The following is a 14,655-nucleotide window of genomic DNA, read 5'->3' on the forward strand; positions in this document are numbered from 1 at the left end:
TGCCATGGACGACCTCGATATCCGCCGCGAGCACCGTTTTTCCGGGGCCAGCCGCATTATTCTGCTCAGCACGCTGCTGTTTGCCGTCCTGGGTATCTGGGCGTATTTCGGCAAGCTGGATGAAGTCTCGACCGGCAGCGGGAAGGTAATCCCCAGCTCGCGCGAGCAGGTCTTGCAGTCGCTGGATGGCGGCATTCTCGCCGAGCTCACGGTACGCGAGGGAGATAAAGTACAGGCTAATCAGATTGTCGCGCGCCTCGACCCCACTCGCTCTGAGTCCAACGTTGGGGAGAGCGCCGCCCGCTATCGCGCCTCACTGGCTTCCAGCGCAAGGCTCAATGCCGAAGTTAACGATCTGCCGCTCGTGTTTCCCGCTTCACTACGCGCCTGGCCGGATCTCATCGCCTCCGAAACGCGCTTGTATAAAAGCCGCCGCGCGCAGCTCGCTGATTCTATGGCAGAACTGCAGGATGCGCTGGTCTCGGTAAATAAAGAGCTGGCCATAACCCAACGGCTGGAAAAAAGTGGTGCCGCCAGCCACGTTGAAGTGCTGCGTCTGCAACGACAAAAAAGCGATTTAGGATTAAAAATCACCGATCTGCGCTCACAATACTTCGTGCAGGCTCGGGAAGCGCTGTCAAAAGCCAATGCCGAAGTGGATATGCTGGCGGCTATTTTGAAAGGACGCGAGGATTCCGTCACCCGCCTGACCGTGCGCGCGCCGATGCGCGGTATTGTGAAAAACATCCAGGTCACTACCATTGGCGGCGTTATCCCGCCCAATGGCGAGATGATGGAGATTGTACCGCTGGACGATCATCTGCTGATAGAAACCCGCCTGTCTCCGCGCGATATCGCGTTCATCCACCCCGGCCAACGGGCGCTGGTGAAGATAACCGCTTATGACTACGCGATTTACGGCGGTCTGGAAGGCGTAGTCGAAACTATTTCCCCGGACACTATTCAGGACAAAGTGAAACCGGAAATATTCTACTACCGCGTGTTTATCCGCACCCATCAGGACTTCTTACAGAACAAACTGGGACGCCATTTCTCCATCGTACCGGGAATGATTGCCACAGTGGATATAAAAACAGGTGAAAAAACCATCGTCGACTATTTAATCAAACCGTTTAATCGCGCAAAAGAAGCGCTGCGCGAGCGGTAAATCCTTGAGGATTAGGGGTTGCGGGGGCTGGTCACACGTGTCACAAGTCTGTTATACTTGCTCTAACACATTGGGGCTGATTCTGGATTCGACGGGATTCGCGAAACCCAAGGTGCATGCCGAGGGGCGGTTGGCCTCGTAAAAAGCCGCAAAAAAATAGTCGCAAACGACGAAAACTACGCTTTAGCAGCTTAATAACCTGCTCTGAGCCCTCTCTCCCTAGCTTCCGCTCTTAAGACGGGGATCAAAGAGAGGTCAAACCCAAAAGAGATCGCGTGGAGGCCCTGCCTGGGGTTGAAGCGTTAAATCTAATCAGGCTAGTCTGGTAGTGGCGTGTCTGTCCGCAGGTGCCAGGCGAATGTAAAGACTGACTAAGCATGTAGTACCGAGGATGTAGGAATTTCGGACGCGGGTTCAACTCCCGCCAGCTCCACCACTTTTTAGTAAAATGACGTCTACTCAAGTCTACAAAGGCCGCATCCCACAAGGGTTGCGGCCTTTTTCATGTCCAGTGAAGTCTACTGAGAATTGCTAGAAACTACTTGTTATGACACCCTGTTTAGTACCCCGACCATTCAGGCTACTAAAAATGGGATACTAAAAATGGCAAGAATCGTTACTAAGCTCAACGACACTCAGATCAAGAAGGTCAAGGCAACAGACGATAACAAAGAGATAACTCTGTATGACGGCGATGGCTTGATGTTGAGAGTCAAACCCAGTGGCAAAAAAATATGGTACTTCAACTATCAAGTGCCAGTGACCAAAAAACGAACAAAAACAAAGTTAGGAAACTACCCCCATCTTACCCTTGCTCGTGCAAGAGCTATGCGTGATGAATACCTGTCTTTACTTGCAAACGGCATCGACCCACAGGTTCATAATGAAAAAGTGGCTAATGACCTGAAAGATGCTACTGAAAATACATTGCAAGCCGTTGCTGAACGCTGGTTAGAAGAGAAGAAGAAGACAGCAGGACTCTCGCAAGACCATGCTAACGATATCTGGCGTAGTCTTGAACGGAACATCTTTCCAACGCTGGGGGATGTCCCAATTAAGGAAATCCGCCCCAAAATGCTCAAGCAGCATCTAGACCCAATTGAGCAACGTGGTGTTCTTGAAACTCTACGCCGTATCATTTCTCGCCTGAATGAAATTTTTCGCTATGCTGCCACTGAAGAACTTATTGAGTTCAACCCGGCTGACAATCTCGCTCAGCGTTTCAGTAAGCCTAAAAAGCAGAATATGCCCGCCCTACCACCCGATGAACTACCCCGTTTCATGGTAGCTTTATCTAACGCATCTATACGGTTAGAAACTCGTATGCTGATCGAGTGGCAATTGTTGACATGGGTAAGGCCCGGTGAGGCTGTTCGTGCTCGTTGGTCCGATATTGATGAAGAGAACAGATACTGGAACATTCCAGCTGAGTTCATGAAGATGAAACGTCCTCACAAAGTGCCGTTGAGCAAAGAAGCTCTTCGCATACTTGAAAACATGCGCCCTATCAGCGGTCATAGAGAATGGGTTTTTCCCAGCATCAAAGCTCCCCTCAGTCATATGCATGAGCAAACAGCAAACGCCGCCATAATCAGAATGGGATTCGGTGGTGAACTGGTAGCTCATGGTATGCGGTCTATCGCCAGAACAGCAGCAGAGGAGTCAGGTAAGTTCAGAACGGAAGTTCTTGAGGCCGCCCTCGCCCACTCAAAGAAAGATGAAATCATCGCAGCTTACAACCGTGCCGAGTATTTAGCAGAACGAGCAACACTAATGCAATGGTGGGGAAGTTACGTTCAAACACAAAGGGTTAAGGCTTTAGCTGCATGATAATAGCAACGCAGTATTAGTTCATGGCAATTTCCGTTGATTGAACAGGCCAAACAGGCTATCCCACACAGCAGTGACCATCTTCTATTCTAATGACGAGACCAGCTCAAAGACATCTGGACTGGTTCCGCCGTGATGGCTGTGAGTAATCTCTAGCGGTGAGGGTTGACTGACGGATAGATGAATCAGCTTGCAAAAAATATTTTTGATGCAAATCCATGCGTTACAATGCATTATTCTTACATAGTCATAATGATAAGAGAGTTCTAAGCATCTCTCGGTCGATTTACGTGGAGTTAAAAGTGATCAGAATTTCTATAAGAATCCTCAGCTTAATTGGAGCTTTATGCGCTCTAACCGCTGGCTTTTTATTGAAAAATAACGCATTTTACTTTACATCACTAAGCTTATTTTTGGCATTTTTGGGAACGTTTGTAAAAAGCCAACAGGCCAATTCCGATGCCAACATCCATGTAACTCAGAAAGGCGGGGCGCACTCGACTAACACCCAAACCATATCCTTTGGGAGTAAACCCGGAGATAGCGATAAATGAATGAAATAACTCAAAAAGGTGGATTCCGCTCAACTAATACTCAAAATATTTTCAATAATTCATCATTGGATATTGTGCGCTCACCTTCTATTTTTATGAATTTAGTTTCTATCATTTCATCCGGTGATTACTTACATGGGAATGATTCCTCGGATGATTATTCATCTTATGATATTGATGAAAAAATAGATTATAATGATGTAGTAAAATACAGAGATAAAATTGAAGATTATTATCTCTACAATAGTATGATAGAGAAATCATATGTTTCACTGAACGAAAAAATTCCAACTGCTAGAGAAAAGGCCTTAGTTCGCATAAATTCCTGCTATAAAGACTGCGTAGGTGATATAAAGTTCAAGAACAAGGAAATCTTGAAGAAAATAATTAACAAAGAAGAAAGAAAAAAATTCGAAAGAGATCTTATAAAAAATAACTCAGATAATATAATAGCTTGTGTTATTGAACATGTTAGACAAACATGTATTACCTCCATAGATGCAGGAACAGTAACAATAGAAGAAATAGAAATGCATGCCGAGTATATTGTCTTCCATGCTTTTGTAGAATGTAAAGTTCTGGAGAAACCAGCATGATTCTGTCTAATAGCATAAGACCTCAATATACTATTTACTTTCTCGGAGCAAAATTGATACAGTGCATACAAGAGCAAGCGTCAACTACCCTTGATAGCATTGATTTATTTGATAAATTCAAAGATAAAATAACATCAAAAATAACGTTTGTACAATATATGTACACACTAAATTGGTTGTACCTTCTTGACTTGATAGAGCTAAATGAAAATGGAGATATTGTAATATGTTTCTAAAGGAGCTTGTTGTCACTTCGCCTTATTTAGGGGAAATCAGAAGGATTTCATTTCATAAAGGTGTTAACCTGATATTAGATAAAAGCACCACAGATCTATCAGGGACTGGTAATAGCGTTGGTAAAACAACTGTTTTAAGATCTCTGGATTTTTGTATGGGAGCAAAACAAGAATCTTTCTATACAGATCCAGAATTTAAAACAACAAATGTACTTATAAAAGACTTCCTAATTGATAATGAAGTTGAGTTCAAGCTAACTTTAACGTTAAGTAAAAATGATGAATTAACAATCAAAAGAAAAGTATTACCTGAACCCAAAATATTTTGTAAGATTGACGATAAAGAATACAACAGCCTCAAATCTTTCTGTCATGATTTGAAAATTGCACTATTTTTCAGTGCGGCAGATAAACCTAGTTTGCGTCAGATAATGAGCAGAATCATTCGTGACACCTCTGATAAAATGTCTAATACATTAAAGACATTGTATAATAAAACATCAAGTGCTGAATATGAAACTTTAAATCTTTTTCTATTCGGATTTGAAAACCCTTCAATACTTTCAGAAAAACAAACTACAAATAGAAAATTAAAAAAATTAGAGTCTGAGCTTATCATTCTAACAAAAATAAGATCAAAAAATTCATTAGAACAATCTCTTGAAATTATAAATCGAGATATCGGCGAACGGAATAATGCAATTGAAAACTACGATCTAGGTGAGTCTTATGAGTCACAAATGAGAGAGCTAAATTCTATAAAATTAGAAATATCAGCTTTATCTCTAGATTTAGCATCTTTACACATGAAAAAGAGCTTAAATTTACAAGCTATTGATGAATTACTTCAGCAACAAGATAATTCAGACCCTAATGATTTAAAAGCTCTATACTTGGAAGCAACAAATAGAGTTGAAAAATTAAGTAAAACATTTGAGGATGCATTAAACTTCCACAACCAAATGATCCATAAAAAGGTTGAGTTTATTAAATCACAAATGGATCGGGTAAACGAAAAAATAAATAACAAGAGTGAACTGCTGACAGCTTGGCTAACAAAGGAATCCAGTATCCTTAAAGAATTATCAAGCCTTGGCAGCCTAAGCGACTTACAGTTGCTCCAAAAAGAATTAAATAAACTATACGAAAGCAAAGGAAGTTTCGAAAGCTCATTGGAGCAAATAAAAGCGTATGAATTAAAAATAAGCAACCTTACAGAAAAAATAAATGAAATATCTATTAAAATTAATAAAGCAATTGATAATTTCGACAATAGAGTAAAGATCTTCAATAACTTTTTCTCAATATATACAAAGAAACTTTATGATGAAGAATTTATTTTAACATTCACAGAGAAGAATGGTGTATATGATTTCAAGGTTGACCCAGTTGGGGTCGTCGCTTCAAAAGGAAATCTAGGAGATGGTAAGAAAAAGGCTCAAGTTTCAGCTTTGGATCTGGCATACTTATCCCTTCAAGCTGAAATAAAATCTAAATCTGTCAGGTTCGTTGCACACGACGGGATAGAGGCCATACATCCCAACCAAATAAGAGTGTTATTTGATATTGCATCATCAATTGATGGCCAATATATCCTTGCAATATTGAGTGATAAATTATCTAGCATCGAAAAAAAATTTATTACTGAACATACAATCTTAGAACTTAGTGAAGATAACAAGTTCTTTAAAATATAATCACTCACCCTCAACGACTTAGAAGGAATAATGCAAATTAGTACAATTTTTTCTTTAAAAATAAAATATGATTTGCTAGGTTTTGGGCGGAGGAGGCATTAGCCACCTCCCCACTAATAAAAATAAGCTGGATTATTATCTAAAAGGCTGCTATTAGCTGACACTCCTTTCCCCGTTGCTGTTTCCTATAAAAGAGCCAGAGATAGATAATAGCATTTATATTTCTATCCTATTCACTCTGGATCGCTCGGCTCACAGCTTATTGGGGCGCTCGGAACATCAACATAGGATAAAACACCTACCATTTAAATAAATCATAAGATTTTACATGTCAAGATAAAGCATAAAATTATATAGAAGTTTATCACGGCTATAGATACTTCACTTCTGCCTCCCAACCATATCCTCAAGAAATCTTTTTCCTCTTAATTTTAACCTTGCTTTATCTTCAATGCTAATATGCGAAGATTGTAATATCAATCCTAATATTAACTCTTTATCCACCTCTTCTACTTTACAGCCCACAGCTTTAGCTACTTCAGCACCAAGGATGATCTTCAGGCGTGTCTCCGCTTGCTTGGACAGCGATTTTTCTTTACTTTTTAGTCTATTCAAACGCATCTGCGCTGAAGCTATTTTTTGGTTAATTGTTTTTTCTGTTCGTGGTTTTCTGTTTTTATAATCCGTATTCATAATTACTTTTCCTCTTAGTTATTAAAAAACTGAAATACAATTAAAAAAGGAAAAGGTCAAACTATAGGATGAAAATTTCAAACAGAACCACGCAGCGAAAGATGATTTTTTCAAACAATCACCTGCTGAACAGGCTTGCCCTGTTAATAATTGGATTCATCCAGAAAAAATGGCGTTTTGGTTTTTAAAATGATATTTCAGTAAGATCAAAATAAAATCACGCAACACATACGAGTGCAATCACTAGCATTAATTATCTGATACTCTCCGCGTTACTTATTTTATTAAATCAATGAAAACCATTTTACCTGTTGATTTTAAACTCTTATTTTTTGTCTTAACCTGTGAATTATGCAACACATAAAAGCATTTGTTATTTTCACTATTTTATCTTAATTCCACTTTCCCGCCTGACGGCGGGAGACTAATTTAACTATTTTTGCCCTTACGGGCGTTCTCTAAAACCAAAATACCGAATATTATTACTCTACCTCAACCGTTTATCCGATTTCACCCTCATTAATTTCACAGACTTTAAAACTAGCGTTATTATTTAAGTATGGAAAAACTTTAAACATTGTCGTTATTTTTAGCTCCTTTAGGAGATATAAAAATAAAGCAATGCCCACCTATACACTCACTTCGTGAGCGTGTGGGGTCTACCGACGGTTGCCTGCCGCAGGCTAACACCGTTTCCTTCGGAAATAAGGTCAACGTCAACACCAGAGTTTTTCTTACGAAAAACTAAAACCATCTGGGTCGCATTTGAGATTTATATTTTGGTTTGATATTTAATTTTATATTGAGGTTGTTTTTATTGTATGGCTATTTTTCATCTGGATTTTAAAATTGTGAAACGAAGTGAGGGCAGATCTTCCGTTGCGAAGGCTGCTTATCATGCTCGCTGCAGAATCACAGATGAAAGAACAGGTGATACCTATGATTATAGCCGCCGTACTGATTTATACGGACATTTCATATTAGCACCTGTTAATGTTCCAGAACATATTGTTAAAGATTCTACAGCATTGTGGAATGAAGTTGAAAGGGTCGAGCGCCAGCAAAATGGTCAAACAGCCCGTTATTTCGATGTCGCCATTCCTGCCGAGTTAAATAATGATGAAAAGAAAAAACTTGTCCTTGAGTATTGTCAGAAAAATTTCGTTGATAAAGGTATGATTGCTGATATCGCTTTCCATGATCTCGATAGCGACAACCCACATGCTCACGTTATGTTGACGTTAAAAACCATTGGCCCGGAAGGGTTTGGTAAAAAAGAAAGAAGCTGGAATGACAGAAAAATGTCTGTGTTGTGGCGTGAATCATGGGCATCTATGGCGAACAGCTACCTTGCTGCTGCTGGTTCGTCAGAACGTATTGATCATCGTTCCCTTCAGGCCCAGCATGAAGAGGCATTAGAAAAAGCAGCGGTTGCTCTGGATAATGAAGAAAAAGCGCTATGGCTTGCTAAAGCCGCCGAAACAAACCGCCCTGCAATGAAACGTATCCACAGTGCCAAATGGCGTAATAAGGCGGCTCAGGAACAAAGAGCTGCAGAACAAGCTGTTCGTTATGCTGCCAAACAAGAAGCGGTTGAAGTCTATAAGACATTCAGGGAACTTGATCTTGAAATCGTTGTTGATGTTAGAAGCTTTACGATTACACATCTTGCTGAACCAGAAGAAATTGTATTACCAGAAACGCGCTCCGGTACTTCTACTGTTGAGGGGCAAAGACCTTCATTGGTAGCGCCAGCTCCTAATACTCGTATGCGCGGAGTTAAATCTTACCGTGATAAAACAAAAGTCAGTAAGGTCGTTGCTGGTAAGAAACCATCAGTCAGTATTTCTGATTCTGGAACAAATACTATCCTGAAAACATCCTCCTCTCAAAACCCAAACAGGGCATCCAGAAGCGCCCCTGAACGTGTTAAGAGGACACAGGCTATTCCACGTCAGGATAATATTTTTAAACGCTTCACAACTCTTGTCATAGATTTTTTCAAGCAGAAGTTTGTATGGGCTAAAGCAAATAAATCCCAAATTGATCTTATCAGTGAAGAACATGATAAACGTATTGCTGAAAACTACGTCTTTGACGAGGTATTAGGCCGTCATATCTCTCGCACTGAATATGAGAAAAAAGCCAAGTTTAACCAAGATGACTATAAACCAACACCGGATGAGATCAGCCGTTTCCCAAACCGCCCTAAGAACGAACAGCCGGAAAGCGATCATCGCATGGATCTCATACCACATGCCAGCAAAGATAAAGCCCCACGTATGAGGCCACCGGGATATAGAAAATAAAAGGCCAGATTTATGCCAATGAATTTCAATAAGAAACATCAAAGCCGATTTCCATCGGCTTTATTAAGTAATATAAATATATTTTACCAATCTTCTCTTTCTTTTTTCTCAAGAGCATCCCGATAACGCTGCTGCTCAACAATACTCAGATTGGGATCAGACAGAACACTCCGCCCCTTTACAGCAATATCGTAGTCAATTTGAGATTGTGTTTCATACTCTTTGGTCGGTTTAGAATAATCAGGTTGCGATGCAGATGACGGTGCAGAATAACCAGAATATGTTTTACTCCCAGAGCAACCGATATAAGCCAACAGACTGGCAAACAGGAAGAACAACGTCCACACCACATTGTATCCATTAAGCGTATATCCACCTCCATTCACATCTGAAAACACGCCATTAAATCTGACAGCATAGACAATAAGGAATGATGAGAGGATAACAGCCCTGCTTTTCCCGACAGTTAAATGCTTACGCACAAATTTTACCGTTGGTACTAACGTGACCGCAAACAGCACTATTGCAGCTAACACCAGCCATACTGGAAACAGCCCGTATTTTTGCGTGATATTCTGCGATAGCGTCACAAGGGACAGCACCAAGAAAGCGTTAAGTAGAAAAAGTCTGATCGCAATAGATATCTTCACGTTCTTTTGAGTCTGACGGAGAAACAACACAGGAACCAGTGATGGTATGTTCAACAGCAGTCCCATGAATATCACCCAATAGATAGAGTTCATAGCTTTTCCTGTAATTACCTTGTGGCCCAGCCGTTATTGGTTTTCACCAGAATAATTTTTGCTTCTTCTGATTCTGACACTCCTTTCACGCTGGAGAAAGCATCTTTATCAACCCAGCTTGGAATATCTGAGAGTTTCCATGTATATGATACCCGTGTTACTTTTTGACCACCAGCATCGCTGGGTTCAGTCCACTCTTTTATTTCATCCACTGTTCTAGTACCTACGCAAGCCCCATGCTCCTTATCCCAAAATTTCGCTTTAGCACCTTTATCTGTTGCTGATAAGGCTGCAACACGGGTAAACCCTTGTTGTTCGAATTCAATATCGATTAACCCCGATTTTTTAAGTCCTTCCAAGATAGGACTCACATCATTTCCTCGAACATTAACTCTGACGAAAACTCCGGGTTCGCTGAAGCTTTCATAAGCATCACTGTTATTTTCTTTTGTATTAAAAGAATAACAAACAGGCTCCTTACTGATTTCTTTATTTATCGTTTTCTCAAAATCTCCCTTATCTCCACAACCAACAAGCAAAATAGCCCCCACGGCCACTAACGATATTTTATGCATTTTATTAACCCTGAATTAATGATTGATAGTGCCATTTCTCAGAACAACCAGACGAACTGGCATATCGGCATTGTTGACGGTAGCGAAGCCACGAACTTCGAAGTTGTTGACTGTTCCAGTGACACTGACTTTCTGACCTTTTTTGTAAGTCAGAACCGCATCATCAAGGCCAGAATAGTAATCAATCCAGACCATACCACCACAATAGCTTGTATCGGCTGTTTTGAATAGCAGGTAATAGTTAGGGGTTGACATGGGCATTCCCGTCATCATATCGCTGGCACTTCTGCCCTTCGTAACCTCGAGAACAGTGGCATTGATGATAGAGATCCTTTTGCCAGTCCATTTCTTTTCTGCTGCCATTGCATTTTCTTCATAGTCTTTGCAGACAGCACCAAGGCCAGATACTGGCGATACCGGGCCAAGGCTTTGAGTGGTGGCAGTTCCCCCCAGCGCTTTACCTGCTGAAGACAACGAAGAACTGATTGCTCCATTAACTGTATTCACGCCATCGTTGAGCTGCTGGCAGCCAGAAAGAAACACCAGAGAGACCGCCAGTGGTAATAAGGTATGTCCTTTCATTTATTCCTCAAGGATTTAGTCAGATTTGTATACCCCAATCCCGGCAAACTGACCTACAGATCAGGAGTTATCGTCTAATCAATTGATAGAATTGAATTATTTTTAGTGTTCGTCACATCGTTTAAATCGATCGATACAAAACAAATGATAGTTATAGGCTATCATAAACACTATATCGATCGATTAAATCAATTAAAAAACCGATCGATAAACCTTTTTTAATCGTTAATATCTATCAATATAAATTAATCGATCGATTTTACAGATCATTTTGCTTGAGTATGTTGCCACTGGAGACTATGCTGGTCTGAGATAAAGCAGTAAAAACAGCGAGGGATGAGCATGGAAAACAACAACGAGCGAAGCTCTATGGAAATCTTCGAAAAAGATCAAAAAATCGCTTTTATTGACTCGTTCAGCGATGCTGCTTTGTCTTACGAATACGAACAGGCGGGCTTCACCATTAATTTAATGCAACGCTCGGTTCTTCTCTTTAACCATAATATAAAGAAAAACGTAACAGCCAAGCAGTTGCGTAAAAATAATATAAAGAAAAACGTAATGTCTTCGACATTGCGTAAAAATATGAACAGCACATTTATATATCCATATAGCAACATCAGGGAAATCAACTACTCGCTGCCTGATTGCAGATCCGATGATGCCGAGATCTGTATTATGACTGATGATGTATTAAATCCAGTCTGGACGTTCAGGGTTCCATCCCACGCACATTATATTTGCGAGCAATGGGTGGAAGTATTTAATAACCATATTTTATTTGGTCAATAAAAAAAGCATTAAACAAAAGGGAATTAAATATCTGACTGATGATATTAATTAATAGAATTATTTGCTTTTTAGCAAATTAATGTTTAATTATATACACATATAGTATTTGATATCGAGGTATATTTATGTCTAGCAAAAATCCTTTTTGGAATTATGATTATAATGCAGCACAACGTAACAGAGAAATTGTTGACTCTTACCAACAGGCCAATGAAGCAAGACTGGATTCCCAGCAGGCTCAGTTTGAAGCATCTATGGCTAATGACAGGGTTAGTAGAATACAGATGCAGTTGAATAACACAATCAACAGCCATAAGAAGGTTGTCGCTGATTATGAGCAACGTCTTGAGGGATATAAACAAAATTTCTTTCGTGTAGCTTTACATAAAAACATTCTCTTCAGAACGGTTCGCAGACTACAGGAGGAATGGCCGGATAAAAAGGAATTCATCCTTGATGAAATGCAAAGACAAAGAATTTTGTGTAATCAACAGGACTATAGAGAAAGATGGTGGAATGCCATAAAAGATAATAATCTTGCTGACGATTATCTTGAGTTTCCATTTCCTAATAGAGAGATAAAAAATAAACCATAATAGGGAACTAACTATTCGTTCATAACATTATATTTATTTTAATAAGACACTAACCTGCTGTGTCTCCTAAAAACACGCCTATACATCAATCATCCATTTTATGGAATACTCATTATGACAACTACTTTGCATCCAAATTATGTTGTTGTATCAAAGCTAATATCTAAGTTTGACATTACACATGACAGTAGGGATGAGAATATTAATATCTTGATTTCTGTCATTTATGACTTGGATAACGGCAATACAATCGAATACTACATTAATAATCAGGAAGAGGCTGAGAAAAAATGCATTGAGAAAAACAGATTTTCAAGAAAATTTAAAAATCGCATTGATAATATATCATCTGAAGAAACCCGCTCGGCTAAAGATAATCACAAACCCAAATAAAAAATTTGAACTCAGGATGGAACTAATGTCTATACCATATAATGTATTGATTTTGTGCACAGGAACGATTAAAACTATGATGTTATTGCTTGTATTCTTTACCACAAACATTAGGGAAATCGCATGTCTGATGCTTTAAAGATCATCAACAATATTCGTACTCTCCGTGCTCAGGCTCGTGAACTGACACTCGAAACCTTGGAAGAGATGTTAGAAAAACTCACTATCGTTGTAGAAGAACGTCGTGAAGAAGAGGCCTCATTTCTCAAACAGCAGGAAGAGAAACAGGCCAAGCTGGAAGCATTCCGTCAGAAGTTGTTGGAAGATGGCATAGACCCGGCAGAGTTGCTTTCAACTGTTAACTCATCTTCTTCCAAGACCGGAGCGAAACGCGCTCCACGTCCAGCTAAGTATAAATACATCGATACCGATGGTTCTGAAAAGACATGGACAGGTCAGGGCCGAACTCCTCGTGCTATCGCTGCTGCGCTCGAAGCCGGTAAGACGCTGGAAGATTTCGAGATCAAATAATCTTCATACCAAGTCTACCAAATCCGCTGGCCCAGCGCTGGCGTTTTTTTTTAATGACTTCAATTATTTTGTTGCCTGAGTCGCTCTTGTCGCATTTGTTTTTAAATTATTCAGCATTTGCTTATCAACTGGTTGTAGTTGTTGTCCTAACAGAGCCGCAAGCAAAATATTTGTGTCTTCTGTTCTTTCGATTTGAAGCATTTGTAATCTTAAATCAAGTGCCTGCATTCTTGCCTGCTCATGCGCAGTTTCTTTTTCATCAGCACTACTGATTTTTACCTGCCAAGCGTCAGCGCCTGTTGTATCTGCATAGCGTGAATAGATCTCATATCTTAACATTTCCCACTCTGAAGGATTATCCGGGAATGTTGTGCCGGGAAATAAGGTCGCATACTTGTTTTTTACGGAAGCATCTGACCAAGCAAGGTTTGCTCCCTGCGTAGAGCCTAATGTGGATCCTATTTTGGCTCCTCTTGAGTTCACTGATACATTACTTGCTTTTTTCATTGCCAGTACGGAATCAATAGCGTTTGTTCCAGCAGTGCTTCTGGAGACAAAGCTCGAAAAGGCCGATAAATATTCTCGTCCTTCAGTTGTATCTTCTAATCCCTTGTTCTTTAATGGTTCAACTGGTAAGTTCCCTATCAGATTTCTTTTTGCCGCTTCAGCAACTTCAATCTGCTCAACAGAATAGGACTGATTCGAAACCTTATTAGACAATGCATCGGATTTAGATAATGGTGGTGTAATTAGGCTTGATGCCGACTTATCTTTATCAGGATACTGACCTATAGTATTGCACCCACCTCTGTTATATTTCACATCATCTTCGGAGCAAACACTTATTGATACTCTGCCCATGATGTTTTTCTTGGCCTCATTTATTCCGGTATTTGCTTGTGTAAACATCTTAACGCTGTTTTCAGATAAAGCCTCTTTCGCTGAGCTTGTATTCGATCCTGCTGCACCACGACCACCTGCGTTCGTGACTTCTTCACAGGCATTGGCATCAGGTATTCTGTTTAAGATATTTTTCATGCGCTGTTCTTGGATTGCCTGACTGGCATTACTGACAACAGCATTCTTCTGATTCTCATTTGCTGTTATTGTTGCTTGTGCCAGCTTGTCGTTCATTGAAACTAATGTTTCAATTATTCCATTGCCCATAGATTGAGGTGAAGCCCCCATAAGATACGGTGTCAAAACCTCTTCTGTGACGGGCCAGACAGCAAAAGCTGTATTTGTATATAACACAGAAAAACACAAAGCCGAAACCACTGTTATTCTCTTTAATTTAAATTTATTGTTCCTCATCACAATACTCCTGTTAACTTATTACCTTCTTTATTATTTAACCAAT

General features: G+C 40.1%; 15 protein-coding genes and 1 other RNA gene. 11 read left to right on the plus strand and 5 right to left on the minus strand.

Annotated elements, in window-relative coordinates; all coding sequences use genetic code 11:
• Positions 1 to 4: 4 nt before the first annotated feature.
• From OGV52_RS10930 to OGV52_RS10950, 6 genes are all read left to right on the plus strand, one after another.
• A complete protein-coding gene (locus OGV52_RS10930; protein ID WP_085951071.1) occupies positions 5 to 1,168 on the plus strand; it encodes a beta-barrel domain-containing protein in 1,164 nt (387 codons plus the stop codon).
• 72 nt (positions 1,169 to 1,240) lie between these two features.
• Positions 1,241 to 1,604: a transfer-messenger RNA gene (ssrA, locus tag OGV52_RS10935) on the plus strand.
• Positions 1,605 to 1,771: 167 nt separating this feature from the next.
• Complete coding sequence (locus tag OGV52_RS10940; protein ID WP_162660833.1) at positions 1,772 to 2,998, plus strand: integrase domain-containing protein; 1,227 nt, start codon at positions 1,772 to 1,774, stop codon at positions 2,996 to 2,998.
• Between the two features lie 550 nt (positions 2,999 to 3,548).
• Positions 3,549 to 4,148, plus strand: a complete 600-nt coding sequence (locus OGV52_RS10945; protein WP_123907451.1) for a hypothetical protein — start codon at positions 3,549 to 3,551, stop codon at positions 4,146 to 4,148.
• Positions 4,145 to 4,384 carry an ABC-three component system middle component 6 gene (locus OGV52_RS23440; protein WP_353622598.1) on the plus strand — a complete coding sequence of 80 codons (240 nt, stop codon included), beginning with the start codon at positions 4,145 to 4,147 and terminating at the stop codon, positions 4,382 to 4,384. Before OGV52_RS10945 ends, OGV52_RS23440 begins: the two co-directional genes overlap by 4 nt.
• Positions 4,375 to 6,081, plus strand: coding sequence for a DUF2326 domain-containing protein (locus tag OGV52_RS10950; protein WP_213761272.1), 1,707 nt, complete (start codon positions 4,375 to 4,377; stop codon positions 6,079 to 6,081). Before OGV52_RS23440 ends, OGV52_RS10950 begins: the two co-directional genes overlap by 10 nt.
• A gap of 381 nt (positions 6,082 to 6,462) precedes the next feature.
• Here the strand turns inward: OGV52_RS10950 and OGV52_RS10955 are convergent, their stop codons facing one another.
• Positions 6,463 to 6,774, minus strand: coding sequence for a conjugal transfer protein TraD (locus OGV52_RS10955; protein ID WP_162660829.1), 312 nt, complete (start codon positions 6,772 to 6,774; stop codon positions 6,463 to 6,465).
• 821 nt (positions 6,775 to 7,595) lie between these two features.
• On the opposite strand from OGV52_RS10955, the gene mobQ reads away from it, so the two are divergent.
• A complete protein-coding gene (gene mobQ, locus OGV52_RS10960) occupies positions 7,596 to 9,083 on the plus strand; it encodes a MobQ family relaxase (protein WP_162660827.1) in 1,488 nt (495 codons plus the stop codon).
• A gap of 83 nt (positions 9,084 to 9,166) precedes the next feature.
• Here the strand turns inward: mobQ and OGV52_RS10965 are convergent, their stop codons facing one another.
• From OGV52_RS10965 to OGV52_RS10975, 3 genes are read right to left on the minus strand one after another with little or no spacing between them, the layout of a single operon-like run.
• Positions 9,167 to 9,826 carry a hypothetical protein gene (locus tag OGV52_RS10965; RefSeq protein ID WP_064839910.1) on the minus strand — a complete coding sequence of 220 codons (660 nt, stop codon included), beginning with the start codon at positions 9,824 to 9,826 and terminating at the stop codon, positions 9,167 to 9,169.
• A 14-nt stretch (positions 9,827 to 9,840) separates the two neighbouring features.
• Positions 9,841 to 10,401: an SEN1982 family lipoprotein gene (locus OGV52_RS10970; protein ID WP_049110045.1), complete on the minus strand. Its 561-nt coding sequence runs from the start codon at positions 10,399 to 10,401 to the stop codon at positions 9,841 to 9,843.
• Positions 10,402 to 10,416: 15 nt separating this feature from the next.
• Complete coding sequence (locus OGV52_RS10975; RefSeq protein ID WP_106481986.1) at positions 10,417 to 10,983, minus strand: hypothetical protein; 567 nt, start codon at positions 10,981 to 10,983, stop codon at positions 10,417 to 10,419.
• Positions 10,984 to 11,325: 342 nt separating this feature from the next.
• Here OGV52_RS10975 and OGV52_RS10980 point away from each other — a divergent pair, with 342 nt between their 5' ends.
• The 4 genes from OGV52_RS10980 (at position 11,326) to OGV52_RS10995 (ending at position 13,295) form a co-directional block, all read left to right on the plus strand.
• Positions 11,326 to 11,775: a hypothetical protein gene (locus OGV52_RS10980; protein ID WP_149843242.1), complete on the plus strand. Its 450-nt coding sequence runs from the start codon at positions 11,326 to 11,328 to the stop codon at positions 11,773 to 11,775.
• 125 nt (positions 11,776 to 11,900) lie between these two features.
• Positions 11,901 to 12,371, plus strand: coding sequence for a hypothetical protein (locus OGV52_RS10985; protein ID WP_162660825.1), 471 nt, complete (start codon positions 11,901 to 11,903; stop codon positions 12,369 to 12,371).
• A gap of 114 nt (positions 12,372 to 12,485) precedes the next feature.
• On the plus strand, positions 12,486 to 12,764 hold the full coding sequence (locus OGV52_RS10990) for a hypothetical protein (protein ID WP_227699799.1): 279 nt from the start codon (positions 12,486 to 12,488) through the stop codon (positions 12,762 to 12,764).
• 123 nt (positions 12,765 to 12,887) lie between these two features.
• Positions 12,888 to 13,295: an H-NS family histone-like protein gene (locus OGV52_RS10995; RefSeq protein WP_108704824.1), complete on the plus strand. Its 408-nt coding sequence runs from the start codon at positions 12,888 to 12,890 to the stop codon at positions 13,293 to 13,295.
• A gap of 63 nt (positions 13,296 to 13,358) precedes the next feature.
• Here the strand turns inward: OGV52_RS10995 and OGV52_RS11000 are convergent, their stop codons facing one another.
• Positions 13,359 to 14,609 (minus strand): conjugal transfer protein TraW family protein, encoded by a 1,251-nt coding sequence (locus OGV52_RS11000; RefSeq protein ID WP_162660823.1) that lies wholly within the window; start codon positions 14,607 to 14,609, stop codon positions 13,359 to 13,361.
• Positions 14,610 to 14,655 lie beyond the last annotated feature (46 nt).

The organism is Citrobacter sp. Cb041 (assembly GCF_030336655.1).
GTDB lineage: Bacteria > Pseudomonadota > Gammaproteobacteria > Enterobacterales > Enterobacteriaceae > Citrobacter > Citrobacter braakii.